General features: G+C 65.8%; 22 protein-coding genes. 14 read left to right on the forward strand and 8 right to left on the reverse strand.

Going from position 1 to position 24,746, the window contains the following annotated elements:
• Positions 1 to 15: 15 nt before the first annotated feature.
• From algG to HU735_RS06930, 9 genes are all read left to right on the forward strand, one after another.
• On the forward strand, positions 16 to 1,572 hold the full coding sequence (gene algG, locus HU735_RS06890; protein ID WP_186712910.1) for a mannuronan 5-epimerase AlgG: 1,557 nt from the start codon (positions 16 to 18) through the stop codon (positions 1,570 to 1,572).
• A gap of 13 nt (positions 1,573 to 1,585) precedes the next feature.
• Entirely contained in the window at positions 1,586 to 3,031 is a 1,446-nt protein-coding gene (locus tag HU735_RS06895) for an alginate O-acetyltransferase (RefSeq protein ID WP_186712911.1), read from the forward strand.
• A gap of 7 nt (positions 3,032 to 3,038) precedes the next feature.
• On the forward strand, positions 3,039 to 4,142 hold the full coding sequence (locus HU735_RS06900) for a mannuronate-specific alginate lyase (protein ID WP_186712912.1): 1,104 nt from the start codon (positions 3,039 to 3,041) through the stop codon (positions 4,140 to 4,142).
• A gap of 177 nt (positions 4,143 to 4,319) precedes the next feature.
• Positions 4,320 to 5,777, forward strand: coding sequence for an MBOAT family protein (locus tag HU735_RS06905; protein WP_110735821.1), 1,458 nt, complete (start codon positions 4,320 to 4,322; stop codon positions 5,775 to 5,777).
• 10 nt (positions 5,778 to 5,787) lie between these two features.
• Positions 5,788 to 6,945, forward strand: coding sequence for an alginate O-acetyltransferase (locus tag HU735_RS06910; RefSeq protein ID WP_186712913.1), 1,158 nt, complete (start codon positions 5,788 to 5,790; stop codon positions 6,943 to 6,945).
• Positions 6,946 to 6,965: 20 nt separating this feature from the next.
• Positions 6,966 to 7,613 (forward strand): alginate O-acetyltransferase AlgF, encoded by a 648-nt coding sequence (locus tag HU735_RS06915; RefSeq protein WP_028689561.1) that lies wholly within the window; start codon positions 6,966 to 6,968, stop codon positions 7,611 to 7,613.
• 35 nt (positions 7,614 to 7,648) lie between these two features.
• A complete protein-coding gene (locus HU735_RS06920) occupies positions 7,649 to 9,103 on the forward strand; it encodes a mannose-1-phosphate guanylyltransferase/mannose-6-phosphate isomerase (RefSeq protein WP_186713015.1) in 1,455 nt (484 codons plus the stop codon).
• 165 nt (positions 9,104 to 9,268) lie between these two features.
• Complete coding sequence (locus HU735_RS06925; RefSeq protein WP_186712914.1) at positions 9,269 to 9,733, forward strand: multidrug transporter; 465 nt, start codon at positions 9,269 to 9,271, stop codon at positions 9,731 to 9,733.
• A gap of 29 nt (positions 9,734 to 9,762) precedes the next feature.
• Positions 9,763 to 10,575: an SDR family oxidoreductase gene (locus tag HU735_RS06930; RefSeq protein WP_186712915.1), complete on the forward strand. Its 813-nt coding sequence runs from the start codon at positions 9,763 to 9,765 to the stop codon at positions 10,573 to 10,575.
• Positions 10,576 to 10,680: 105 nt separating this feature from the next.
• Here HU735_RS06930 and HU735_RS06935 read toward each other — a convergent pair whose 3' ends face one another.
• The 4 genes from HU735_RS06935 to HU735_RS06950 form a co-directional block, all read right to left on the reverse strand.
• Positions 10,681 to 12,075 carry an efflux transporter outer membrane subunit gene (locus HU735_RS06935; protein ID WP_186713016.1) on the reverse strand — a complete coding sequence of 465 codons (1,395 nt, stop codon included), beginning with the start codon at positions 12,073 to 12,075 and terminating at the stop codon, positions 10,681 to 10,683.
• Positions 12,076 to 12,224: 149 nt separating this feature from the next.
• On the reverse strand, positions 12,225 to 13,286 hold the full coding sequence (locus HU735_RS06940) for an HlyD family secretion protein (protein WP_186712916.1): 1,062 nt from the start codon (positions 13,284 to 13,286) through the stop codon (positions 12,225 to 12,227).
• 27 nt (positions 13,287 to 13,313) lie between these two features.
• Entirely contained in the window at positions 13,314 to 14,855 is a 1,542-nt protein-coding gene (locus tag HU735_RS06945; RefSeq protein ID WP_186712917.1) for an MFS transporter, read from the reverse strand.
• A gap of 238 nt (positions 14,856 to 15,093) precedes the next feature.
• Positions 15,094 to 16,029, reverse strand: a complete 936-nt coding sequence (locus HU735_RS06950) for a LysR family transcriptional regulator (RefSeq protein ID WP_186712918.1) — start codon at positions 16,027 to 16,029, stop codon at positions 15,094 to 15,096.
• A gap of 241 nt (positions 16,030 to 16,270) precedes the next feature.
• Here HU735_RS06950 and HU735_RS06955 point away from each other — a divergent pair, with 241 nt between their 5' ends.
• From HU735_RS06955 to HU735_RS06965, 3 genes are all read left to right on the forward strand, one after another.
• Entirely contained in the window at positions 16,271 to 16,717 is a 447-nt protein-coding gene (locus HU735_RS06955; RefSeq protein ID WP_186712919.1) for a universal stress protein, read from the forward strand.
• A gap of 109 nt (positions 16,718 to 16,826) precedes the next feature.
• On the forward strand, positions 16,827 to 17,153 hold the full coding sequence (locus HU735_RS06960; RefSeq protein ID WP_050704328.1) for a type II toxin-antitoxin system PrlF family antitoxin: 327 nt from the start codon (positions 16,827 to 16,829) through the stop codon (positions 17,151 to 17,153).
• Positions 17,150 to 17,647, forward strand: coding sequence for a type II toxin-antitoxin system YhaV family toxin (locus HU735_RS06965; protein WP_186712920.1), 498 nt, complete (start codon positions 17,150 to 17,152; stop codon positions 17,645 to 17,647). The genes HU735_RS06960 and HU735_RS06965 overlap by 4 nt, the downstream gene beginning before the upstream one ends.
• A 44-nt stretch (positions 17,648 to 17,691) precedes the next feature.
• Here HU735_RS06965 and HU735_RS06970 read toward each other — a convergent pair whose 3' ends face one another.
• The 4 genes from HU735_RS06970 to HU735_RS06985 are packed head-to-tail and all read right to left on the reverse strand — an operon-like array spanning position 17,692 to position 22,453.
• Positions 17,692 to 18,552: an HlyD family secretion protein gene (locus HU735_RS06970; RefSeq protein ID WP_186712921.1), complete on the reverse strand. Its 861-nt coding sequence runs from the start codon at positions 18,550 to 18,552 to the stop codon at positions 17,692 to 17,694.
• 10 nt (positions 18,553 to 18,562) lie between these two features.
• Positions 18,563 to 18,763, reverse strand: coding sequence for a DUF1656 domain-containing protein (locus tag HU735_RS06975; RefSeq protein WP_028689551.1), 201 nt, complete (start codon positions 18,761 to 18,763; stop codon positions 18,563 to 18,565).
• Positions 18,753 to 20,930 (reverse strand): FUSC family protein, encoded by a 2,178-nt coding sequence (locus HU735_RS06980; RefSeq protein WP_186712922.1) that lies wholly within the window; start codon positions 20,928 to 20,930, stop codon positions 18,753 to 18,755. Before HU735_RS06980 ends, HU735_RS06975 begins: the two co-directional genes overlap by 11 nt.
• The gene (locus tag HU735_RS06985) at positions 20,927 to 22,453 is read right to left on the reverse strand and encodes an efflux transporter outer membrane subunit (protein ID WP_186712923.1); all 1,527 of its coding nucleotides are present in this window, start codon (positions 22,451 to 22,453) and stop codon (positions 20,927 to 20,929) included. Before HU735_RS06985 ends, HU735_RS06980 begins: the two co-directional genes overlap by 4 nt.
• Before the next feature lie 180 nt (positions 22,454 to 22,633).
• Between HU735_RS06985 and HU735_RS06990 the strand changes: the two genes are divergently transcribed.
• Positions 22,634 to 23,581, forward strand: a complete 948-nt coding sequence (locus tag HU735_RS06990; protein ID WP_028689548.1) for a LysR family transcriptional regulator — start codon at positions 22,634 to 22,636, stop codon at positions 23,579 to 23,581.
• 151 nt (positions 23,582 to 23,732) lie between these two features.
• A complete protein-coding gene (locus HU735_RS06995) occupies positions 23,733 to 24,707 on the forward strand; it encodes a D-glycerate dehydrogenase (RefSeq protein ID WP_186712924.1) in 975 nt (324 codons plus the stop codon).
• Positions 24,708 to 24,746 lie beyond the last annotated feature (39 nt).

Below are 24,746 nucleotides of genomic sequence, written 5' to 3' on the forward strand. Positions count from 1 at the left end.
GGGAGAGGATTTGACATGAACCTGCACCCGAACCTTCGCCACAGCCTGCTGGCCAGCGCCCTGCTGCTGGCCGCAGGCCTGGCCCAGGCCGCCGAGCCGGAGATGGCCAAGGGGCTGCAACAGGCCAAGACCTACACCGTTGCCAGTGCGCCGATCGAGCCGCTGCTGATGGACCCGCCCAAGCTGCCCGACCTGTCCGGCTACACCGCCGAGGCCGTGCAGAAGAAGATCGACCGCCGCCACAAAGGCAAGGTCAGCGTGCGCCGCATGCTCCAGGAGGACACCCTCAAGGAGTTCATCGGCGGCGACAACAAGGGCGCCGAGTGGGTGCGTCGCCAGCACGGCATTCCCCAGGCGATCTTCGTCGACGACGGGCATGTCGACCTGGTGGAACTGAGCAAGAAGGTGCCCGACCAGTACCTGCGCGAGACCGCGCCTGGGGTATACCTCGCGCGCCTGCCAATCGTGGTCGGGCGCAAGGGCGTGCTGGAGATCGACGGCAAGGTCAAGGAACTGCGCCTGTCCGAAGAGGCCGGCTCGTTCATCGTCAACGACGGCAAGCTGTTCGTCAGCGATACCCGGGTGACCGGCTGGCGCGAGCAGGCCAACGGCCCGGCGACCTTCCGCAAGCCCGACGAATTCCGCCCGTTCCTGCTCAGCTGGGGCGGCACCGAGACCTATATCGTCAACAGCAAGATGGCCAGCTTCGGCTACGCCAAGTCCAAGTCGTACGGCGTGAGCATCTCGCAGTACACGCCGAACATGGCCAAGCAGATGGGCCGCCCGGAACCCACCGGCTGGATCATCGGCTCCGAGTTCAGCGACATGTGGTACGGCTTCTACTGCTACGAGACCCAGGACTTCGTGATCAAGGACTCGACCTACCGCGACAACATCGTCTACGGCATCGACCCCCACGACCGTTCGCACCGCCTGATCATCGCCGGCAACACCGTCTACGGCACCAAGAAGAAGCACGGGATCATTGTCTCCCGCGAGGTCAACGACAGCTGGATCATCAACAACAAGAGCTACGACAACAAGCTCTCGGGCGTGGTGATCGACCGCAACAGCGTCAACAACCTGATCGCCTACAACGAGATCTACCGCAACCACACCGACGGCATCACCCTGTACGAGAGCGGCGACAACCTGATCTGGGGCAACAAGCTGATCAACAACCGTCGCCACGGCATCCGCGTGCGCAACAGCGTGAACATCCGCCTGTACGAGAACGTCGCCATGGCCAACGGCCTGGTGGGCGTGTACGGGCACATCAAGGACCTCTCCGACACCGACCGCGACATCGCCCTCGACCCGTTCGACACCAAGGTGTCGCTGATCGTGGTCGGCGGCGAGCTGGCGGCCAACGGCTCCGGCCCGCTGTCGATCGACTCGCCGCTGTCGGTGGAGCTGTACAAGGTGTCGATGCTGATGCCGCGCAAGGCCAACGGCATCAGCTTCAACGGCGTGCTCGGCGAGCGCCAGGACGAAATCCTCGACCTGCTGGTGCGCCAGCAGAAGGCCGTGCTGATCGACCCGGTCGAACGCCAGACCGAAATGATCGACTAAGGAAGCCCAGACCATGACTCCACACCTGATGAAACTGCTGGGCCTGTCCGCCGCCCTCCTGGCCATCAGCCAGGGCGTGCGCGCAGGTGACATCAAGGCGCCGACCTTCAGTGCCGAGCCCTGCTGCCAGCTGTGCCCCGAGGCCCACGACGCCAGCCGCTACACCACGCGCTACCAGCAGAACTTCACCACCCTGGTGCAGGCCCAGGGCGACTGGCTGTTCCGCACCCGCGAAGACCTGCGCACCGAATTCGACACCACCCCGGGCGGCTACAAGCGCCTGCAGCAGGTGCACGACGCGTTCAAGAAGCGCGGCGTCGAGCTGGTGGTGGTGTACCAGCCGACCCGTGGCCTGGTGAACCGCAACATGCTCAAGCCCGAGGAAAAGGCCGCCTTCGATTACCAGAAGGCCCTGCGCAACTACCAGGCCATGCTCCAGCGCTTCGCCAAGATGGGCTACAACGTGCCCGACCTGTCGCCGCTGACCAACGAGCAGCTGGCCGCGGCCGACCAGGGCAAGGACTTCTACTTCCGCGGCGACCAGCATTGGACGCCGTACGGTGCCGAACGCGCGGCGAAGATCGTCGCCGACACCGTGCACCAGATGCCGGCCTTCGAAGGCATCCCGCGCAAGGAATTCGAGACGAAGAAATCCGGACGCATGGGCAAGACCGGCACCCTGCACAATGTCGCCGGCCAGCTGTGCGGCACCAGCTATGCGGTGCAGTACATGGACCAGTTCGCCACCGAACCCAAGGGCGGCGCCAGCGGCGGCGACGACCTGTTCGGTGATTCGGGCAACGCGCAGATCACCCTGGTCGGCACCAGCCACAGCGGCAAGAACTACAACTTCTCGGGTTTCCTCGAGCAGTACATCGGCGCCGATGTGCTCAACGTAGCCTTCCCCGGGGGCGGCCTGGAAGGCTCGATGATCCAGTACCTGGGCAGCGAGGAGTTCCAGAACAACCCGCCGAAGATCCTGGTCTGGGAGTTCTCCCCGCTGTACCGCCTGGACCAGGAAACCATCTGGCGGCAGATCCTCGGCCTGCTCGACGACGGCTGCGACGACCGTCCCGCGCAGATGAGCGCCAGCGCCACCCTCAAGCCCGGCAAGAACGAGCTGATGGTCAACGGCAAGAATGGTGTGATCAAGGACCTGGTCAACCGCAACCACCAGCTCGACATCAAGTTCGAGGACACCTCGGTGAAAGTGCTGCAGGCCACCCTGTGGTACCTGAACGGCCGCCACGAGGACATCAAGATCGAGAAGCCCGAGACCTCCGACACCGATGGACGCTTCGTCTTCCAGATGCGCGAGGACGAAGACTGGGCAGGCCAGAACCTGCTCGCCCTGGAGGTCCAGGGGCCGGAAAGCGGCACGCAGAAAGTCGAAGCCAAACTCTGCAAACGCAACAACTTCGCCAGCCCCGCGCAGCACACCGCGCAGGCCGGCCAGTGAGGCAAGCATGACAGCCATCCACCGCAAGACCGCACCCGCCCTGCTCGCCCTCGCCCTGTTCGGCGGCGCGGCGCAGGCCGCGCTGGTACCGCCCCAGGGGTACTACGAGGGCATCGAGAAACTGAAGACCGGCGACGGCAATTTCCGCTGCGAGGCCGCGCCCAGGCCCTACACCGGCGCGCTGGTGTTCCGCAGCAAGTACGAAGGTTCGGACAAGGCCCGGGCGACGCTCAATGCCGCCTCGGAGAAAGCCTTTCGCAAATCCACCGAGGACATCACCACCCTCGAGAAGGGCGTGAGCAAGATGGTCGGCCAGTACATGCGCGATGGCCGCCCGGCACAGCTGGACTGCGCCCTGACCTGGCTCGACACCTGGGCACGCGCCGATGCGCTGATGTCCACCGACTACAACCACACCGGCAAGTCCATGCGCAAATGGGCGCTGGGCAGCATGAGCGGGTCGTGGCTGCGCCTGAAGTTCTCCAACTCACAGCCACTGGCGGCGCACAGGGCCGAGGCCGAGCAGATCGAGAAATGGTTCGTGCGCCTGGCGCGGCAGACCGTGCGCGACTGGAGCGACCTGCCGCTGGAGAAGATCAACAACCACAGCTACTGGGCGGCCTGGTCGGTGATGGCCACCGCGGTGGCCACCGACCGCCAGGACCTCTTCGACTGGGCGGTGAAGGAATACAAGGTCGGCGCCAACCAGGTCGATGAACAGGGTTTTTTGCCCAACGAGCTCAAGCGCCGCCAGCGTGCCCTGGCCTACCACAACTATGCCCTGCCACCGCTGGCGATGATCGCCAGCTTCGCCCAGGCCAACGGCGTGGACCTGCGCAAGGAAAACAACTTCGCCCTGCAACGCCTCGGTGAAGGCGTGCTGGCCGGTGCCCGCAATCCTGTTCATTTCAACACCCGCGCCGGCGTGAAGCAGGACCTCAAGGACCTGAAGATCGACAGCAAGTACGCCTGGCTCGAGCCGTGGTGCGCGCTGTACCAGTGCGTCGGCGACACCCTCGAGCGCAAGCATGACATGCAGCCGTTCAACAGTTTCAGGCTGGGTGGGGATGTGACGCGGGTCTATGACCCGCAAGCCGAACAGAAAAAGTAAGTCGTTTGCGTGGGAGCGGGCTTGCCCCGCGATGAGGCCCGCAAGGGCAATGGTGTTGGCTCTGCCGACGCCATCGCGGGGCAAGCCCGCTCCCACGCCATGGTGATCTTCCACATTCGTGTGGGGGGTTTGGGGGGCGCTGTGCCCCGGATGCTGTGAACAACAAGGAGAACCGGGATGGTCTTCTCGTCCAACGTGTTCCTGTTCCTGTTCCTGCCGGTTTTCCTCGGCTTGTACTACGTGAGCGGGAACCGCTATCGCAACCTGCTGCTGCTGGTTGCCAGCTACATCTTCTACGCCTGGTGGCGGGTGGATTTCCTCGCTCTGTTCGCCGGGGTCACCCTGTGGAACTACTGGATCGGCCTGAAAGTCGGCGCCGCCGGTGTGCGCACCAAGCCCGCGCAGCGCTGGCTGCTGCTCGGCGTGGGCGTCGACCTGTGCATCCTCGGCTACTTCAAGTACGCCAACTTCGGCGTCGACAGCCTCAACGCGATCATGACCTCGATGGGGCTGGAGCCATTCATCCTCACCCACGTGCTGCTGCCAATCGGCATCTCGTTCTACATCTTCGAGTCGATCAGCTACATCATCGACGTGTACCGCGGCGACACCCCAGCCACCCGCAACCTGATCGACTTCGCCGCCTTCGTGGCGATCTTCCCGCACCTGATCGCCGGCCCCGTGCTGCGCTTCAAGGACCTGGTCGACCAGTTCAACAACCGTACCCACACCCTGGACAAGTTCTCCGAAGGCTGCACCCGCTTCATGCAGGGCTTCATCAAGAAAGTGTTCATCGCCGACACCCTGGCGGTGGTCGCCGACCACTGCTTCGCCCTGGAGAACCCCACCACCGGTGACGCCTGGCTCGGCGCGCTGGCCTACACCGCGCAGCTGTACTTCGACTTCTCCGGCTACAGCGACATGGCCATCGGCCTGGGCCTGATGATGGGCTTTCGCTTCATGGAAAACTTCAAGCAGCCCTACATCAGCCAGTCGATCACCGAGTTCTGGCGGCGCTGGCACATCAGCCTGTCGACCTGGCTGCGCGACTACCTGTACATCACCCTGGGCGGCAACCGCAAAGGCACCTTCAACACCTACCGCAACCTGTTCCTGACCATGCTGCTGGGCGGGCTGTGGCACGGCGCCAACTTCACCTACATCATTTGGGGCGCCTGGCACGGCATGTGGCTGGCGATCGAACGGGCGCTGGGCCTGGACACCAACCCGCAGCGTTTCAACCCAGTGAAATGGGCCTTCACCTTCCTCCTGGTGGTGGTCGGCTGGGTGATCTTCCGCGCCGAGAACCTGCATGTGGCGGCACGCATGTACGGCGCCATGTTCAGCTTCGGCGACTGGCAGCTGTCGGAACTCAACCGCGCCAACCTCACCGGCCTGCAGGTGGCCACGCTGATCGTCGCCTACCTGACCCTGGCGTTCTTCGGCCTGCGCGACTTCTACCGCAATGCAACGCCAGCGCCCAAGGCCACCCCGGTGCAGGTCAACGCCGACGGCTCGGTGGGCCTGGACTGGACGCGGATCATGACCCGCGCCCTGGTCCTGCTGCTGTTCGCCGCCTCGGTGCTCAAGCTCTCGGCGCAGAGCTACTCACCGTTCCTCTACTTCCAGTTCTGAGGCACCGATCATGAACCGGACACTTCGCATCACCTATTCGCTGTCGTTCATGGGCCTGCTGGTCGGCCTGGGCGTGGCCTCACTCGGCGGGCTGGAGAGCTTCAACCGCACCGGGCACATGACCCTGCTCGACGGCAAGCTGGCCAAGGCCGCCGAGACCCACTACGACGAGCAGTTCCCGATCAAGCGCCTGGGCACCAACCTGTGGGCCGCCCTGGACTTCAAGCTGTTCAACGAAGGCCGTCCCGGCGTGGTGCTGGGCCGCGACCAGTGGCTGTTCAGCGACGAGGAGTTCAAGCCCACCGCCGGCGCCGAACAACTGATGCAGGACAACCTGGCATTGGTGCGCGGTATCCGTGACACCCTGCAGCGCAATGGCAGCCAGCTGGTGCTAGCGATCGTGCCGGCCAAGGCACGCCTGTACGCCGAGTACCTCGGCAAGGAGACGCCAGCCAGCCTGCACGACGAGCTGTTCAACCGCTTCCACGCCCAGGCGCGCCAGGCCAATGTGTTCGCCCCCGACCTGCTGGCGCCGCTGGAGCAGGCCAAGGCCCGCGGCCAGGTGTTCCTGCGCACCGACACCCACTGGACGCCCATGGGCGCCGAGGTGGTCGCGCAGTCCATCGCCGAGGCGGTCAGCCGCCAGAACCTGCTCGACGGCGAGCCCCAGGCGTTCATCACCGAGGCCGGCGCCAGCGCGCCGTACAAGGGCGACCTGACCAATTTCCTGCCGCTGGATCCGCTGTTCAGCAACCTGCTGCCGACCCCGGACAACCTGCAGCAGCGCAAGACTCACCCGGTGCAAGCCGAGGGCGAAGGCGACGACGCCCTGTTCGCCGACAACCGGATCCCGGTGGCGCTGGTGGGCACCAGCTACAGCGCCAACCCGCACTGGAACTTCCTCGGTGCCCTGCAGCAGGCGTTGCACAGCGACGTCGCCAACTACGCCGAGGACGGCCACGGCCCGCTGCTGCCGATGCTCAAGTACCTGCAGAGCGACGCTTTCAAGAACGCCCCGCCACAGGTCGTGGTGTGGGAATTCCCCGAACGGTATCTGCCAATGAAGAACGACCTCAGCGCCTTCGATCCGCAGTGGATCGCGCAGCTGAAGAAATCCCGTCAATCCGAAGAAAACCTGGCCCTGTCGTCCAATCGGACGGACCACTGAAGATAGAGAGGAATACGCACATGACCACCAAGACTTCCATTGCCAAAGCCCTCACCCTCGCCGCCGGCCTGTCCCTGGCCTCGCTGCAGGCCTTCGCCGGCGCCGATGCCGCCCTCTATGGCCCGAGCGCGCCGAAGGGCTCGACCTTCGTGCGCCTGTACAACGCCGCCGGCAGCCCCGCCGCCGCATCGGTCGGCAACACCCAGATCAAGCAGGTCGGCGCCCAGGCCAGCAGCGACTTCAGCTTCCTGCCCGGCGGTGACTACACCGCCCAGGTCGGCGGCAAGAGCGTCCCGGTGAAGCTCGCCGCCGACAAGTACTACACCCTGGTCAACAGCAGCAGCGGCAACCCGCAGCTGATCGAGGAGCCGCCGTTCAAGAACAAGCAGAAGGCCCTGGTGCGGGTGCAGAACCTCAGTGACCAGTCGCTGACCCTGAAGACCGCCGACGGCAAGACCGAAGTGGTCAGCCCGGTGGCCGCCAAGGGCCGTGGCGAGCGCGAGATCAACCCGGTCAAGGTCAACCTGGCCCTGTATCAAGGCGACAAGAAAGTCGGCGACGTCAAACCCGTCGCCCTGGCGCGCGGCGAAGCCGCCGTGCTGTATGTCACCGGTTCCGGCAACAGCCTGTCGCCGGTGTGGGTCACTCGCCCCGTGGCTAGCAACTGATTCCCCTGCCTCTAAACGACTATTGGAGAAACATGATGATCCCGGTAATTCTTTCTGGTGGTAGCGGTTCGCGTCTGTGGCCTCTGTCGCGCAAGCAGTTCCCCAAGCAGTTCCTGGCCCTGACCGGCGAGCACACCCTGTTCCAGCAGACCATCCAGCGCCTGGTGTTCGACGGCATGGACACCCCCATCGTGGTCTGCAACAAGGACCACAAGTTCATCGTCCAGGAGCAACTGAACGCGCTGAAGCTGGAAACCCAGGCCATCCTCATGGAGCCGTTCGGCCGCAACACCGCGCCGGCAGTGGCCATGACCGCGATGAAGCTGGTCAACGAAGGCCGTGACGAGCTGATGCTGGTTCTGCCGGCCGACCACGTGATCGAGGACCAGAAGGCCCTGCAACGCGCCCTGGCCCTGGCCACCGTGGCCGCCGAGCGCGGCGAGATGGTGCTGTTCGGCGTGCCGGCGACCAAGCCCGAGACCGGCTATGGCTACATCCGCTCCAGCCAGGACGCGCTGCTGCCCGAGGGCGTGGCGCGGGTCGCGCAGTTCGTCGAGAAACCCGACGAGAAGCGCGCCAACGAGTTCGTCCGCGCCGGCGGCTACTTCTGGAACAGCGGCATGTTCCTGTTCCGCGCCAGCCGCTTCCTCGAAGAGCTGAAAAAGCACGACCCGGACATCTACGACACCTGCCTGCTGGCCCTGGAACGCAGCCAGGAGGACGCCGATACGCTGAGCATCGACGAAGCCACCTTCGCCTGCTGCCCGGACAACTCCATCGACTACGCGGTGATGGAAAAGACCCAGCGCGCCTGCGTGGTGCCGCTGGCGGCCGGCTGGAGCGACGTCGGCTGCTGGTCGTCGCTGTGGGACGTGCACGAGAAGGACGCCGACGGCAACGTCACCAAGGGTGATGTGGTGGTGCAGGACAGCCGCAACTGCATGATCCACGGCAACGGCAAGCTGGTGTCGGTGATTGGCCTTGAGAACATCGTGGTGGTCGAGACCAAGGACGCCATGATGATCGCCCACAAGGACAAGGTTCAGGGGGTCAAGCAGCTGGTCAACACCCTCGACGCCCAGGGCCGCACGGAAACCCAGAACCACCTGGAGGTGTACCGCCCGTGGGGCTCGTACGATTCGGTGGACATGGGCGGGCGCTTCCAGGTCAAGCACATCACCGTCAAGCCCGGCGCCAGCCTGTCGCTGCAGATGCACCACCACCGCGCCGAGCACTGGATCGTGGTGTCCGGCACGGCCGAGGTGACCTGCGACGAGAACGTGTTCCTGCTCACCGAGAACCAGTCCACCTATATCCCCATCGCCTCGGTGCACCGCCTGCGCAATCCGGGCAAGATTCCGCTGGAGATCATCGAGGTGCAGTCCGGGAGTTACCTGGGCGAGGATGATATCGAACGGTTCGAGGATGTGTATGGGCGGACTTCCACCCCGGTCGAGCGTGGGATCTCGGTGAAGACCATCGCGCAGTAAGCCTGGGGCATCTTCGCGGGGCAAGCCCGCTCCCACGCTGTGAACTCCCCCCGGGGAAATGCAGTACACAGCGTGGGAGCGGGCTTGCCCCGCGATTGCGTTTTTGAGGCCTGCACAATTTGCGGCTAGGATGGTCGAACCCTCGCCACCAAGGCCTGCCCCACCATGATCATCGGCGCCCTGCTCGTCCTCACCTGGCTGGTCTTGCTGCTGCGCTACCCGGCCAAGGCCCTGCCGATTTCCATGGCCGCCGTCTGTGGCCTGGGGCTGGTGGCGCTGTACGTGGTCTGGCAGGACACCCGCGAAGCCTCGCAACTGGCCCGCCTCGATATCCGCCTGGCCTACGCCCCCGACCAGTGCCCCGCCGACCGCGCCCTGCAGGTGCGCATGAAGAACGGCAACAAGGCCCCGCTCAGCGAACTGCGCTGGCGCGTCGGCGCCTATGCGCCTGGCGATACCGTGAACCTGGCCGAGAACACCTACGCCGCCCCGCGCTATCGTGGCCCCGGCGAATTGCAGCCGGGCGCCGAATGGAGCGATTGCCTGCCATTGCCGCCACTGCGCTCAGGTTATCGGCCACAAACCCTGGAGTTTCGTGCCGAGCACCTGCAAGGTACATTCGCCAACTGAATCTTCCCTACCGAACACAGGCCCGCCCCATGCCCACCGTCCTGATCACCGGTTGTTCCAGCGGCATTGGCCGCGCCCTGGCCGACGCCTTCCGCGATGCCGGCCATGAAGTCTGGGCCACCGCCCGCAAGCAGCAGGATGTCGAACAACTGGCCGCTGCTGGCTTCAATGCCCGGCAACTGGATGTGAACGACGCCGAAGCCCTCGCCCGCCTTGCCAGCGAACTGCAAAGCCTCGACATCCTAATCAACAACGCCGGCTACGGCGCCATGGGCCCGCTGCTCGACGGCGGCGTCGAGGCCATGCGCCAGCAATTCGAGACCAATGTCTTCGCCCTGGTTGGCGTGACCCAGGCGCTGTTCCCGCTGCTGCGCCGTTCCCGAGGGCTGGTGGTGAACATTGGCAGCGTGTCGGGTGTGCTGGTGACGCCCTTCGCCGGTGCCTACTGTGCGTCCAAGGCCGCCGTGCACGGGCTGAGCGATGCCCTGCGCCTGGAGCTGGCACCTTTCGGGATCAGGGTCATGGAGGTGCAGCCAGGCGCGATCGCCTCGCAGTTTGCCAGCAATGCGCAGCAGCAGGCCGAGCAGGTGCTGGCGAGCGATTCGCCTTGGTGGCCGTTGCGCGAACAGGTACAGGCGCGGGCGCGAGCGTCGCAGGACCGGCCGACGTCGGCGGCGGTATTTGCCCAGGGATTGCTGGCGGCGACGCGCAAGTCGCCTGTGCCTGCGCTGGTGCGTATCGGCAATGGCAGCACCGCCCTGCCGTTGATGGCCAGGGTGTTGCCACAGCGCCTGCTGGATTGGGTGTTGCGCAAGCGCTTCGGTTTGTTGCGACCGCTCTGACGTCATCGCGGGGCAAGTCGCATCGGCGCACCGCCGCTCCCACGCATACCTGGGAGCCCCCGTGGGAGCGGCGGTGCGCCGATGCGACTTGCCCCGCGATACTGCTCAGACCTGGTCGAACGCCTGCCAGCCGCCACCCAGCGCCTTGTACAGCCCCACCAGCGCCTGCGACACCGCCGCCGAGCTGTCGATCCACTGCTCCTCGCTGGCCAGCAACGCCGACTGCACCGTCAGCACGTTGAGAAAGTCCACCGCCCCTTCCACATACTGGCGCTGCGCGGTCTCCAGGGCGATGCGGTTCTGCCGCACCGCCTCGGCCAGGTGATCGCGGCGCAACTGGCTGGCGTTATACAGGCGCAGCACATCGTCGATCTCATGCCAGGCACCGAGCACCACCTTGCGATAGTTCAGCGCCGCTTCCTGCTGCTGGGCCTCGCGCAGCTCCAGTTGACCCTTGAGCCGTCCGCCCTCGAAGATCGGCAATGACAGTTGCGGCCCGAAGGCGAACCGGCGCGAATCCCAGGCCCCGAAATCGGACAACTGCATGGCCTGGAAACCGACACTCCCGGACAGGCGGATGCTCGGATAGAAATCGGCCTTGGCCACGCCGATGCTGGCGGTGGCCGCATGCAACCGGGCCTCGGCCTGGCGAATATCCGGGCGGCGTTCGGCCAGCTCCGACGGCACGCCGATGGCGAAGCGCTGCTGCGGCGCGGGCAGCTTACCGTCCGGCAGCAACTGTGCCTGCAAGCTGCGCGGCGGCTCGGCGGCGAGCAGGCTCAGGGCATTGATCAGGTCGTCGCGGCGAGCCTCGAGGGTCGGCAGACGCGCCTCGATCGACGCCACCTGGGCGCTGGCCTGGGCGACGTCTAGCCGGGTGGCGACACCTTCGGCCTGGCGGCCTTCGGACAGTTGCAGGCTGTGCCGAGCGACCTTGAGGTTGTCCTGGGTAATGTCCAGGGTGTGCTGCACGGCCCGCAGCTGGATGTAGTTGCCGGCAGTCTCCGACAACAGCGCCAGCAGCACGCCACGGTGATCGTTCTCGGCGACCGCCACCGTCGCGTCGGCGGCTTCGACCTGACGGCGCACGCGCCCCCACAGGTCCAGCTCCCAACCGGCGACCAGGTCACCCTGCCACAGGTTGTACGCCGACTTGCCGGCCTTGCCGGAAGGGTCGTTCAACCCTTCGGCACTGTTGCGCGCCCGGCTGTAGCCCGCGTTTGCATCCACCGAAGGCATCTCGTCGGCCGCCACGGTGCTGCGCAAGGCGCGGCTTTGCAGCAGGCGGGCACTGGCCATCTGCAGGTCGAGGTTGCGCTCGGCGACCTTCTGGATCAGCGCGCTCAGCTGGGCGTCGTGGAAGCTGTCCCACCAGCGCAGTTCCAGCGGACCGGCTACCGGCTGGCTGGCCGCGGCCTCACCTTGCAGCGAGGCCCAATCCTTAGGCGCTTCGCTGGACGGGCTCTGAAAGTCCGGTCCGAGGGTGCAGCCGGCCAGCATCGCGGCCAGCAGCAAGGGGGCCGCTGCGCGCCCCTTTCGCGACACAAGGCCGCTCCTACAAAGGATCGCGGTCGCCTGTAGGAGCGGCCTTGTGTCGCGAAAGGGCTGCGCAGCAGCCCCGGCGCTCACAATTTTTTCAACCACATTGCTCATCGCGCGGTCACCTCTTTACCCGACAACTTGTCGCCCTGGGTATCGATGACCGCCTCCACCGACATGCCCACCCGCAGACGCTCCAGCAACGGCTGGCCGTCATCGAAGACAATCTTCACCGGAATGCGCTGCACCACCTTGGTGAAGTTGCCGGTGGCGTTGTCCGGTTTCACCGCGGCGAAGGTCACCCCCGTGGCCGGGGCGATGCTCTCGACGCGGCCATGGAGCTTCTCGCCGGAGAAGGTATCGACGCTGATGCTCACCGGCTGGCCCGGCTGCACGTGGGTCAATTGGGTCTCCTGGAAGTTACCGACGATATAGGCGCGCTCCAGCGGCACCACCGACAACAGCCGCGCGCCTGGGTTGACGTAGGCACCGACGCGCAGGGCGCGCTCGCCGACCATGCCGTCCACCGGCGCTGTGATGCGGGTGTAGGACAGGTCCAGCCGGGCTTTCTCCAGGCCGGCCTCAGCGCGCTTGAGCTGGCCATCGGCACTGGCCACCTGGGCGCCGAGGATATCCACCTGCTTGCGCGTCGCCACCAGCGCCGCCTGGGTGTTGGCCAGCCGGGCACGGGCCTGGTCGACGCCGCTGCGCGCCTGCTGGGCATTCTGCACGGTGCCGGCGCCCTGCTCGGCCAGGCGGCTGTAGCGGGTCACCTCGTGATCGGCGAACGCCGCCTCGGCCTGGGCCGCCTTCACCGCGGCCTCGGCCTGGGCGATCAGCGAGGCCTGGCGCTCAAGGGTGGCGCGGGCATCCAGGCTCTGCGCCCTGGCCACCAGCAACTGGGCCTGGGCCGCGTCGAGGGCGGCCTGGTAGTCGCGCGGGTCGATGGTCGCCAGTAACTGGCCGGCCTTCACCTGCTGGTTGTCCTCCACCAGTACCTCCTTGATGAAGCCCGCCACCTTCGGCGCGACCACGGTGTAGTCGGCGGTCACATAGGCGTCGTTGGTGCTCTGGCGATGGTCGCTGCCGAACATCCAGGGGCCGACGATGGCGGCCAGCACGGCCACGGCGAGCACCGAGCCGATAAGGATTGTCTTGCGGTTGTTGGTCATTTCAAGGTCTCGGATTCATCCACGGATTCAGGCCACCGCACGCGGCGGGAAGATCCGGGTAGGCACGAAGGGGATCAGGCAGATCAGGGCGACGGCGATGCCCGCCATCACCAGGTACAGGTCGGCCGAGGTCAGTATCAGGGCCTGTTCATGGATGCGCTTGGCCAGGCCAGCGGCGTTGTCGTCGATCAGTGGCGCGTTGCCCAGACTGTCGACCAGGTGGTTGGAATGAAAATGCCGGCGCAGGGTGCCCAGGGCATCGAGCAGGCCACCGGCGATCACCGCCGACAGGCCCTTGACCGTGTTGAACCAGGCAGAAGCGAACGGACCTTCCTGCGGGGTCATGCCGTTGGTCGACAGCATCAGCAGCGGCAGCACCGCCATCGGCTGGCCGAACACCTGCAGCAGGTAGAACGGGTAGAAGTCGCCGCGAATCCACTGCGAGGTCAGCAGGCTGCTGCCCACGCACGAGACCGCCAGCATGGCCAGGCCCAGCGCCAGCACCCAGCGGCAGTCCACCGCGCGGATGTTGCACAGCGCCGCGGTCAACGGCAGGGCGATCAGCTGCGGCATCGCCACCAACATCATCAGCGGGCTGGTCTGTGCCGGGCGGTAGCCCTGGATCTGCGCCAGGTAGGCAGACGGAATGCTGCCCACTCCGGAGAGCACCACCAGCACTCCGGCCAGGGTCACCAGGGCGAAGCTCAGGTTGCGCCGCGTGAGCATGCGCAACTGGAAGAACGGCAGCGGCTCGGACCATTCGTTGAACATGAACAGCACCAGCAGCAACACGCCACCGCCGAGCAGCCAGCAGATCAGCGGCGAGTCGAACCAGCCCCAGCGATCGCCCAGCGACAACCCAAGGACGATACAACTGATCGCCGGCAGGCCGAGCAGCACACCGCGCCAGTCCAGTTGCCTGAAGCGCTCAAGGCGCAGCGGATCCTGGGGCAGACCCCAGCCGACGCAGGCGATCGCCAGTAGCGAGGGCAGGATGATCTGCCAGAACGCCCACTGCCAGCCGACGTATTCGGTCCACAGGCCCGCCAACGGCGTGCCGAGGTTCGGCCCGAAGGTGGCGGTCAGGGCGTAGCAGGCCAGGCCGTAGACCTTGATGCCCGGCGGCAGGAAACGCAGCGCCACGCTCATCAGCATCGGCGGCAAGGCGCCCGAGGCGAAGCCCTGCAGCACGCGCAGCAGCATCAGGCTGTGCAGGTTGGGGGCGAAGGGTTGGATCAGGCCGAGCACGGCGAACACGCCGACGGCGCTCATGGTGAAGCGGCGCAACGAGAAGGTGGTGGCCAGCCAGGGCGCGAAGGCCATGGCCGAGACCGAGGCGGCGGCATAGACCGCCAGCAGCCAGGCACCTTCGTCGGCGCCGATGCCCATGGCGCCACGAATGTCGCTCAGGGAAATCTTGGTCACCGCCTCGTTGAGCCCGGCGCACAGCACCGCCAGCAACACGCCGAACAGCCCGACCACCACCCGCAAGCCGAACGCCGTCTGCGCGGGGGCGGCCGGTGCGGGGGCAGCGGCCAGCGCGGCGGAGGGCGCGGTCAGGGAACTCATGGATAGACATCTCCAGCAACAAATTCAGGGCTGGAGCAAGTTTAAAAAGGTCGAATGCTGACGAAAACTGACTTGTTGGAAGGTTTATGTTGCGTCAGACGCAATCCATGAAGATTGCGTATTCCCTGTAGGAGCGGCCTTGTGTCGCGAAAGGGCTGCGCAGCAGCCCCAGGATTTCAGCGTTCATGCAAAGATCGCCGGGGCCGCTTTGCGGCCCTTTCGCGACACAAGGCCGCTCCTACAGGGTGTGCGCAGGGTTTGAGGCTGGCGTGGGCTCGCCCGCGCAGCAGGCGCGCATGGTCTGGCGCAACCAACGATGCGCCGGGTCGTTGTCGAAACGCGGATGCCAGGCCTGCATCACCCGCACCCTCTCCAGCGGCACCGGGATCTCGAACGAGCGCAGCGGCAGGCCGAACTTGGTCACGCTGCCGAGGATGTTCGCCGGCATCGGCAGGATCAGGTCCGACTCCGGCAACGAGAACATCGCCGAATGGAAACTCGGCGTGATCAGCGCCACCCTGCGCTGCACGCCATGGCCGCCCAGCTCCACATCGATCGGCCCGTTGGCCCGTCCGCGTCGCGACACACTGATCTGCGGGTAGCGGGCAAAGCGCTGCGGGGTGATCTCGGCGTCGAAGATCGGGTGGTCGGCCCGCGCCAGCCCGACGAACCAGGTGTCGAACAGGCTCTGCACCTTGATCTCCGGCCCCATGTCGATGCTCGAACTGACCACCAGGTCGATCTGCCCGTGACGTAGCACCAGGTCGTCGTCGCCCTGGTGCTCGGGGACGAAGCGCAGCACGGTGTTCGGCGCCTGCTCGAGCATCATGTGCAGCAGGCGCGCGCCATACAGGGCGATGAACAAGTCGTTGGTGCGGATATTGAAGGCGCGGTCGAGGTTCGCCAGGTCGACCTCGTCGCCACTGCGAAACACCAGCCCGGCCTGCTCCACCAGCGCCCGCACCTGGTCGCGCAGGGCCAGCGCCCGGGGCGTCGGTACCAGGCCACGGCCAGCACGCACCAGGATCGGGTCGCCCATGGCCTCGCGGATGCGCCCCAGCGTGCGGCTCATGGCCGCCGGGCTCAGGTTCATGCGCTGGGCGGCGCCGACCACGCTGCCTTCGTCAAGCAGGGCGTCGAGGGCGACGAGCAGGTTCATGTCCGGGAGTTGCATGGCCGTTTTCCGTGACAGCTGTGGGAAACGCGATGGTATCAGGTTGCTGGATTGCGTCAGGCGCAATGGCACCGTGCATGGGGAGCCATTTATCCCGGCCGGTCAATGCTTCAGCCTGTACCGACCCGATCGCAGGGCAAGCCCACTCCCACGCCAGCCACACAAGGTTCGTGGGAGCGGGCTTGCCCCGCGATGGGGAGATTAGGTTTCTACAAATGTCACCATCCTGCAAGGAACCCCCATGCCCCGCCCGGTCCTGATCGCCATCGACGCCTCCCCCGCCAGCCACGCCCTGCTCGACCTCGCCCGCCGTTACTGCCGCCCGGGCGAACACACCCTGCACGTGCTGCTGGCCATCGACTCGACCTTCGCCGTGCACGACCACCGGACGGCCTACACCGAGGAGGAGCTGGAGGAATACCCCGCCGCCTGCGACGAACAGCAATTGGCCGAGCACGCCGTGAACAGCGCCGTGGGCACCCTGCGCGAAGCCGGGTTCGACAGCCTGGGCTACATGGTCGCCGGCCAGCCGGTGGAGGCGATCACCACCAAGGCCCGGGAGCTTGAATGCGAGCTGATCATCATCGGCCACCGCCATCTGTCACGGGTAGGCAGGCTGCTGGACCCCTCGATCAGTGCCAAGGTCATCGACCGGGTGCAGGTGCCCGTGCTGGTCGGGGCTGCCTGAGCCCGAATAGCCGTTGATCAGGCAGTACACACGAGGTAATGCAATTGCATTGACCAGGTAATGCACTCGCATTACCTTGGTTGATACTACCCCTCGCGGACCTACGATCATGGCCACTACCTTCGAAGCCGAGTCGACCCTGACCGAGCGCTACCAGACCACGGTCCCCGAAACCGTTCGCCGTGCCTTGGGCCTGAAAAAGCGTGACAAGATTCACTACTCGATCCGCCCTGACGGAGCGGTGATACTGACCCGCGCAGAGACAGCCGAGGAAGACCCCGCCGTAGGGCAGTTCCTGGATTTCCTGGCCCGGGATATCGCCACGAATCCGCAACGATTGAAGGTTGTCGATGCAGAGCTCGTCGCTCGCCTGGATGCACTGGTGGGCGACGTTGAAATCGATCTCGATCAACCTCTCTCGGCGGACGATGAATGACTGAAACGAGGCGCAAACCTCTTTGCGTGCATGGCTGGAGCGTGTTCGCCCACCCCCTCTTTCTCGACAAGCTGGAGGCACTCATCGATGAAGTCGAAGTGCTTCAGAAGAAGGATCCGGTCGGCTACGTAAAGAAAAATGCGGCAAAACGATTGAAGGCCGTCAGACGCTTGGCCTTCGACGTCATTGCCCAGGCGCCTGGCAACCCTGACCATCGAATGGGCGGCACACTGGGCGCGGAACACAAGCACTGGTTTCGCGCAAAGTTCTTTCAGCAATACCGCTTGTTTTATCGCTATCACGCCTCCAGCAAGATCATCGTGTTGGCGTGGGTGAACGATGACGACAGCAAGCGCGCTTACGAAAGCAGTGACGATGCCTACAGAGTGTTCCGTCGCATGCTGGGCAGCGGACACCCTCCTGATGACTGGGACCAGCTGTTGCAGGAAGCGACCGCGGCAACAGCTCGACTCAACGCCACCCTCAAGCGCTGACACCTGCCCGCCAATCCATCAATGGCGTCAGCGCAAGAACCGGATCAGTCCTCGCTCGGTTTAACCACCACCGTACAGGTCGTCCCCGCCGCCAGCAGGAACCCATCCGGCACTTCATCGATATGGATCCGCACCGGCACCCGCTGCGCCAGGCGCACCCAGTTGAAGGTCGGGTTCACGTCGGCGATCAGCTCACGGCTCTGCGGGTTGTCACGGTCGTAGATGCCACGGGCAATGCTCTCCACATGCCCTTTGATCCGCTCGCCGCTCATCATCTGCAATTCGGCCACATCGCCCACCTTCACGTGGGGCAGCTTGGTCTCCTCGAAGAAGCCATACACCCAGAACGACTGCTCATCCACCACCGCCATCACCGCCTCGCCAGTGCGGGCATAGTCGCCCTTGTGGATGTTCAGGTTGGTCACGTAGCCATCGACGGTGGCGACGATCTGCGTGCGCTTGAGGTTCAGCTCGGCGGCCGCCAGCTGGGCCTGGGCGTGCTGGTAGTCGGCCAGTGCCGAGTCGGCGATGTTGCTGGCGTCGTCGCGGTTCTCTTTCGAGATCACCAGGTTGTCCAGGTCGGCTCGGCGCTTGGCATTCACCTTGCGCATCTCCCAGGTGGCCTTGCGCGAGGCCACCAGTGCCTTGGCCTGGTCCAGCGCCAGCTGGTAGTGCTCGGGGTCGATGCGGATCAGCACATCGCCCTTCTTCACCCGCTGGTTATCCTTGACCGGTACATCCACCACATAGCCCGGCACATCGGCGGCGACGTTGATGATGTCGGCGCGCACCCGGCCGTCGCGGGTCCACGGCGTGGTCATGTAGTGCAGCCACAGCTGGCGGCCGATCGCCACGGCAGCGGCCAGCACCAGCAGGGTGGCGATCAGGCTGAAGAACTTTTTCATTGCAGGATTCTCACCAGTAGAGCGACAGCGCCAGGGCGCCGAACAGGCAGACGAACAGCGACAGGCGCAGCAGCGCCGGGTGCCAGAAGAAGCGATAGCCATCAACGCTTGCGATGAACCGGTCCAGGCCCCAGGCCAGGCCCAGGGCGAACAGGAACATCAAGGTCATGGTGGGCATGTACACGCCATGGAAGGCGATCTCACGGGGCATGGTGCAATCCTTTCGCCGGTGCCAGCGGCGACTGTGGGTCGAGCAGGGAGGAACGGATGAAGTGCAGGTAGCTCTGCGCCCGGCGCAGCACCGAGGTGTCGAAGTGCCGGGCGAAGGGTTCGTCGGTGGCCTGCACGCGGCTGATGGCGTGGTCCACCGCCACCAGGGCGCGCTCGTGGTTGCTGGCGCTGGGCTGCAGGAACAACCGCGCCAGGGCCCGGCCCATCACGCGGATGGCCTGGCGCCAAGGCTGCGACTCGGCGTAGGCCGGGTGGATCGGTGCACGATCCTGCTCCTTGCGCAGTTCGATGATGGCGTGGCCGACCTCCAGCACGGTGAACATCCAGCCCATCAGTTCGCTCTGCACTTGCGGCTTGCCGGCGGCCAGGCCATAGGCCTGGTGCAGCAGGTCGCGGGTGCGGCTCTCGAACGCCGAGCCCAACCCGCGCAGGCGCCCGCCGATGGCGAACAGCACCTGCTCGCGCAGCTCCTGCTCCAGGCGGCTCCACAGCCAGCGGCTGTTGGGCGGCAGGATGATCGCCCCGGCCGCGGCGCAGACGAACATGCCGATGACCATGCCGATGTAGTCATTGATGAAGGTATAGGGGTCATAAACGGTCAGGTTGTTCGGCACCGAACCGATGGCGAAGAACACCAGCAGGCCCAGGCCGTAACCGGCATAGGCCGGGCGCGAGGCGAGGAACGCGCCAAGCACGAACACCGGCGCCAACACCATGCACAACAGCGGAAAACCGTCGATCCAGGGGAACACGAAGAAGGTCTCGAAGAACCCGACGAAGGCACCGATCGCCGTGCCGCAGGCCATCTGGAACGACATGCGCTTGGGGTTCGGCGAGGCCGCCGACAGGCCCACGGTGACGGTGGCGATCAGGGTCATCATGGCGCCGCTGGGCCAGTCGCTGAGCAGCCAGTAGCTGCCCAGCAACAGCAGCACTGCCGAGGCGCGCACACCGGCGGCCAACGATACCAGCCAGCTGGTCTGGGCCACGTAGGGCTCGTCCCACTGTTCGCGCTCGTGCTTGTGCACGGCCAGCGAGGCGTGGGTCTCGGCGTAGCTGTACATCTCGTCGACGAAGCGGTAGAGCAGCTCGAAGGCGGTGTGGAAATCGAGCAGGTCGGACTCGCTGGGGTTGGTCTCCAGGTACTCGGCGCGCAAGCCGCGCACCTGGGCCTGCAGGCCTTCCTTGTAGGTGCCTAGCTCCAGGGCCAGGCGCAAGGCATCAGCGTCGGTCAGAGCCCGACCGACATAGGGCTGCAGCAGCTCGGCCAGGGTGTCCAGGCCGGGCTCGATGGCGCCGACGATCTGCAACGGGCCACGGGCGCGCAGGCGTTCGAGCAACCGGTGCAGGGCGTTGAAGCGCGTGGTGATGGCCATGAACTCGCTGTTCATGCGCACCAGGCGGCCCGAGCGCCGGCGCATGTGCGGGTCTTCGAAGGCGGTGACGTTGCGCAGGCTCTCCAGGCCCACCGCTTCGGCGACGAAGCGCACGTTGCTGGTCTCGAAGCGGTCGCGCTGGCTGTCGCCGCGCAGGGCCTCGACCACCACCCCGGCGAACACGCCGAAGCGCTGGTACAGGGCGTTGCGCATGGCGGCACTGGCCGACTGCGGCAGGATCGCGGCGCTGACGAAGGTCGAAACCAGAATCCCCAGGGCGATCTCCAGCACCCGCCACACGGCTGCCATGAACGCCTGGTCAGGGTGCTGCAGCACCGGCAGGCCGATCATCGCCGCCGTGTAACCGGCCAGCACGAAACCATAGGCGCGGAAGGTGCGGTAGCGCATGGCCCCCGCCGAGCACAGGCCGACCCACAACGCCAGGCTGGGCAGGAACAGCTCGGTGTTCTGCGGAAAGATCGCCATCAGCGCGACCATCATCGCCGAGCCGGCCAGGGTGCCGAGCACCCGGTAGAAGCTCTTGGCGAACACATGGCCGCTCTGCGGCTGCATGACGATGAACACGGTGATCATCGCCGTGCGCGGCTGCGGCAGCTCCAGGCGCATGGCCAGCCACAGGGTGATGAACGCGGCGGCCAGCACCTTGAAGATGTAGACCCAGGTGACCCCGTCGGTGCGCGCCCAGGCGAAGAAGCCCCGACGCCACTCCAGACTGCGCAGCCAGCGCAGGGGCAAGCTCGGTATGCTCATTCGGCGTGGCCCGGCTGGTCGAAGATGGCCAGGGTGGCCGGCGTTTTCGGTGCGGCCTGGCGTTCTTGATCGGGCACATCCTTGCCCGCCTCCAGGCCGCCGCCCAGGGCGGTGACCAGCTCGGCATGGGCGGTCAGGCGCGCGGCCTGCACCTGCTGCTGCACCTGTTGCTGGCGGAACAGCAGGGTCTGGGCGTTGAGCACGTTGAGGTAATCGGTCAGGCCACGCTGGAAGGCGACGGTGGCGATGTCGTAGGTCTTCTGCGCCGCGGCCACGGATTCGGCGGCGAAATGCGCCTGCTCCTTCATCGACTCGCGGCGGATCAGTTGGTCAGAGATGTTCTTCAGCGCGCCGATCACCGTCTGGTTGTAGCGCGCCACGGCCACGTCATAGCCGGCCGAGGCCACGCCCAGCTGCGAGCGCAGGCGGCCGCCGTCGAAGATCGGCAGGCTGATGGCCGGCCCCACGTTGTAGTTGAACTTGCGCCCGGTGAGGAACTCCAGCGGGCCGCCACCGGTGGCCATGAAACCAAGGCCGCCGACCAGGTCGACGTTGGGGAAGAAGCCAGCGTGGGCCACGTCGATGCCACGGGCCTGGGCTGCCACCTGCCAGCGGCTGGCAACCACGTCGGGGCGCTGGCCGACCAATTCGGCGGGCAGGTTCGACGGCAGTTTCAGCGGCGCGCCGAGGCTCAGGGTCGGGCGTTGCAGCTTCGCGCCCTCTCCCGGCCCCTTGCCGGCCAGGGCGGCCAACTGGTTGCGGGTCAGGGCGATCTCCTCGTTGAGGCTGTCGATCTGGCGGTGGGTTTCCGGCAGCGGCGCCTCGGCCTGGCTGACCTCGAAATGGGTACCGATGCCACCGTCGAGGCGACGCTTGGCCAGGGCGACAATCTGCTCCTGCTGCGCAAGCTCGGCCTGGACGATATCGCGCCGGGCGTAGTGCAGGCTGAGCTGGATATAGGCGCGCACCACGTTGTTCTCAAGCTCCAGCTGAGCCTGGCGCGCCTCGGCGACGCTCATGTGCGCCTGGTCCACGGCCTGCTCGCTGGCATTGCGCTCGCGGCCCCACAGGTCCAGGGCGTAGCTGAAGCCGATGGCGGCGTTGTTGTCCCAGGTATTGGCGCCGGACAGCGCGCCCGGGCCGTAGAACTGATCCTCGGGCCAGTTGTGGCGCTTGAGCGTGGCGTTGCCGTTGGCCTGCAGTTTTTCCGCCGACTCGACCACGCCGGCCATGGCCTTGGCTTCACGCACCCGGGCGGCGGCCATGGCCATGCTCGGGCTGCCGCCCAGGGACTGGGCGATCCAGGCGTCGAGCTGCGGATCGCCATAGGCGCGCCACCATTGCTGGGCCGGCCAGTGGGCATCGCGCGCGGCCTCGCGGATCGCGGCGTCGGTGGTCAGTTGGTTGGCTTGGAGGGTCTTGCTTTGCGGGGCGATGCCCCAGGTTCCGATACAGCCGCTCAAGGTGAGACAAAGGGCACAGGCACTGAACGCATGGAGCGCTCTGATGTGGCGACGCGGCACAGCTGCGATTTCCCGAGGAAGAGGTGGAGGGGCCAGGCAATTCTAGGGGCGGGTTTCATTGGCGATAAGCGCATATTCCTGCGAATCTTTGTTACCAAAACAGCGATAATCCGGCTTTAGTCGGAAGCGAAATTCCGCAACTTCATGTCACAATTTTGTCCTCTAAATCGAGAGTGACCCATGGACACCCTGCAAAACATGCGTGCTTTCAGTTGCGTGGCCCAGCTCGGCAGCTTCACCGCTGCCGCGGCGCAACTGGATACGACCACCGCGAACGTGTCGCGGGCGGTCTCCAACCTGGAAGCCCATCTGCAAACCCGCCTGCTCAACCGCACCACCCGGCGCATCGCGCTGACCGAGGCCGGCAAGCGCTACCTGATGCGCTGCGAACAGATTCTTACCTACGTGGAAGAAGCCGAGGCCGAGGCCAGCGACGCCCACGCCCGCCCCGCCGGGCAACTGAAGGTGCATTCGATGACCGGCGTCGGCCAGCACTTCGTGGTCGACGCCATCGCCCGCTACCGCGAGTCGCACCCGGACGTGACCTTCGACCTGACCATGGCCAACCGCGTGCCCGACCTGCTGGACGAGGGCTACGACGTGTCCATCGTGCTGGCCAGCGAGCTGCCGGACTCGGGCTTCGTCTCCCAGCGCCTGGGCATCACCTACAGCATCGTCTGCGCCTCGCCCGAGTACGTGGCCCGCCACGGCAGCGCGCACAAGCCGGCCGACCTGCTCAAGCATGCCTGCCTGCGCATGGTCAGCCCGGTGATTCCGCTGGAGAAGTGGCTATTCGACGGGCCGGAAGGCCAGGAGATGGTCAACATCACCACCTCGCCGTTCCAGGTCAACTCGGCGGATGCGATGAAGACCGCGATCCGCAGCGGCATGGGCGTGGGCGTGCTGCCGATCTATTCGGCCATCGATGGCCTGCGCGACGGCAGCCTGGTGCGGATCATGCCGGAGTACCGCCTGCAGGAGCTGAATCTGTACGCGATCTACCCGTCGCGCCAGTACCTGGATGCCAAGATCAAGACCTGGGTCGAGTACCTGCGCAATTCGCTGCCGGAGATTCTTGCCGCCCATGAGGCCGACCTGAAGACCCATGAGCTGCTGATCGCCAACTGAAAAAAGCGGCTGCATTGGGGATAGGGACAATGGTAGGTTGCTAACCATTGATTCCAGCGTCTGGCAGACAGGGCCATGGGAGGGCTTCGCCCTCCATCGCGGCCCTCTCTGCGCCCGACTCCGTCCTCCCGCCTTGCAGAGAAGCAGCCCGATGAAAAAGACCGTCCTGGCCTTCAGCCGCATCACGCCAGCCATGGCCGAACGCCTGCAACAAGACTTCAACGTGATCGTGCCGAACCCGAAACTCGGCGACATCAGCGCCCAGTTCAACGAGGCCCTGCCCGAGGCCCACGGCCTGATAGGCGTCGGTCGCAAGCTCGGCCGCGCGCAGCTCGAAGGCGCGGGCAAGCTGGAGGTGGTGTCCAGCGTCTCGGTCGGCTACGACAACTACGACCTGGACTACTTCAACGAACGCGGCATCGCCCTGACCAACACCCCCGACGTGCTCACCGAAAGCACCGCCGACCTGGGCTTCGCCCTGATCATGGGCTGTGCCCGGCGCACCGCCGAGCTGGACGCCTGGACCAAGGCCGGCCACTGGCAGGCCACCGTGGGGCCGGCACAGTTCGGCTGCGATGTGCACGGCAAGAAGCTGGGCATCGTCGGCATGGGCAACATCGGCGCGGCCATCGCCCGTCGTGGCCGCTTCGGTTTCAACATGCAGGTGCTGTACACCGGCAACAGCCGCAAGACCGCACTGGAGCAGGAGCTGGGCGCGCAGTTCCGCAGCCTGGACGCACTGCTGGGCGAAGCCGATTTCGTCTGCCTGGTGGTGCCGCTGTCCGAGGCCACCCGCAAGCTGATCGGCGCCCGCGAGCTGCAACTGATGAAGCCCAGCGCGTTCCTGGTCAACGTCGCCCGTGGGCCGGTTGTGGACGAGGCGGCGCTGGTCGAGGCGCTACAGAACGGCACGATTCGCGGTGCCGGGCTGGATGTGTACGAGAAGGAACCGCTGAGCGATTCGCCGCTGTTCAAGCTGCCCAATGCCCTGACCCTGCCGCACATCGGCTCGGCCACCGCCGAAACCCGCGAGGCCATGGCCAGCCGGGCGCTGGACAACCTGCGGGCGGCGTTGCTGGGTGAGCGGCCGCGGGACCTGGTGAATCCGCAGGTGTGGAAGGGCTGAGCTTTTCAGCCCGAGTTACCGACCCTGTCGCGGGGTACC

Source organism: Pseudomonas sp. BW16M2, assembly GCF_014268865.1.
In the GTDB taxonomy this organism is placed as follows: Bacteria; Pseudomonadota; Gammaproteobacteria; order Pseudomonadales; family Pseudomonadaceae; genus Aquipseudomonas; species Aquipseudomonas peradeniyensis.

Coding starts and splice junctions, on each gene's coding strand:
- algG (WP_186712910.1), top strand. CDS start 16: ATGAACCTGCACCCGAACCTTCGCCACAGCCTGCTGGCCAGCGCCCTG.
- HU735_RS06895 (WP_186712911.1), top strand. CDS start 1,586: ATGACTCCACACCTGATGAAACTGCTGGGCCTGTCCGCCGCCCTCCTG.
- HU735_RS06900 (WP_186712912.1), top strand. CDS start 3,039: ATGACAGCCATCCACCGCAAGACCGCACCCGCCCTGCTCGCCCTCGCC.
- HU735_RS06905 (WP_110735821.1), top strand. CDS start 4,320: ATGGTCTTCTCGTCCAACGTGTTCCTGTTCCTGTTCCTGCCGGTTTTC.
- HU735_RS06910 (WP_186712913.1), top strand. CDS start 5,788: ATGAACCGGACACTTCGCATCACCTATTCGCTGTCGTTCATGGGCCTG.
- HU735_RS06915 (WP_028689561.1), top strand. CDS start 6,966: ATGACCACCAAGACTTCCATTGCCAAAGCCCTCACCCTCGCCGCCGGC.
- HU735_RS06920 (WP_186713015.1), top strand. CDS start 7,649: ATGATCCCGGTAATTCTTTCTGGTGGTAGCGGTTCGCGTCTGTGGCCT.
- HU735_RS06925 (WP_186712914.1), top strand. CDS start 9,269: ATGATCATCGGCGCCCTGCTCGTCCTCACCTGGCTGGTCTTGCTGCTG.
- HU735_RS06930 (WP_186712915.1), top strand. CDS start 9,763: ATGCCCACCGTCCTGATCACCGGTTGTTCCAGCGGCATTGGCCGCGCC.
- HU735_RS06935 (WP_186713016.1), bottom strand. CDS start 12,075: ATGCTGGCCGGCTGCACCCTCGGACCGGACTTTCAGAGCCCGTCCAGC.
- HU735_RS06940 (WP_186712916.1), bottom strand. CDS start 13,286: ATGACCAACAACCGCAAGACAATCCTTATCGGCTCGGTGCTCGCCGTG.
- HU735_RS06945 (WP_186712917.1), bottom strand. CDS start 14,855: ATGAGTTCCCTGACCGCGCCCTCCGCCGCGCTGGCCGCTGCCCCCGCA.
- HU735_RS06950 (WP_186712918.1), bottom strand. CDS start 16,029: ATGCAACTCCCGGACATGAACCTGCTCGTCGCCCTCGACGCCCTGCTT.
- HU735_RS06955 (WP_186712919.1), top strand. CDS start 16,271: ATGCCCCGCCCGGTCCTGATCGCCATCGACGCCTCCCCCGCCAGCCAC.
- HU735_RS06960 (WP_050704328.1), top strand. CDS start 16,827: ATGGCCACTACCTTCGAAGCCGAGTCGACCCTGACCGAGCGCTACCAG.
- HU735_RS06965 (WP_186712920.1), top strand. CDS start 17,150: ATGACTGAAACGAGGCGCAAACCTCTTTGCGTGCATGGCTGGAGCGTG.
- HU735_RS06970 (WP_186712921.1), bottom strand. CDS start 18,552: ATGAAAAAGTTCTTCAGCCTGATCGCCACCCTGCTGGTGCTGGCCGCT.
- HU735_RS06975 (WP_028689551.1), bottom strand. CDS start 18,763: ATGCCCCGTGAGATCGCCTTCCATGGCGTGTACATGCCCACCATGACC.
- HU735_RS06980 (WP_186712922.1), bottom strand. CDS start 20,930: ATGAGCATACCGAGCTTGCCCCTGCGCTGGCTGCGCAGTCTGGAGTGG.
- HU735_RS06990 (WP_028689548.1), top strand. CDS start 22,634: ATGGACACCCTGCAAAACATGCGTGCTTTCAGTTGCGTGGCCCAGCTC.
- HU735_RS06995 (WP_186712924.1), top strand. CDS start 23,733: ATGAAAAAGACCGTCCTGGCCTTCAGCCGCATCACGCCAGCCATGGCC.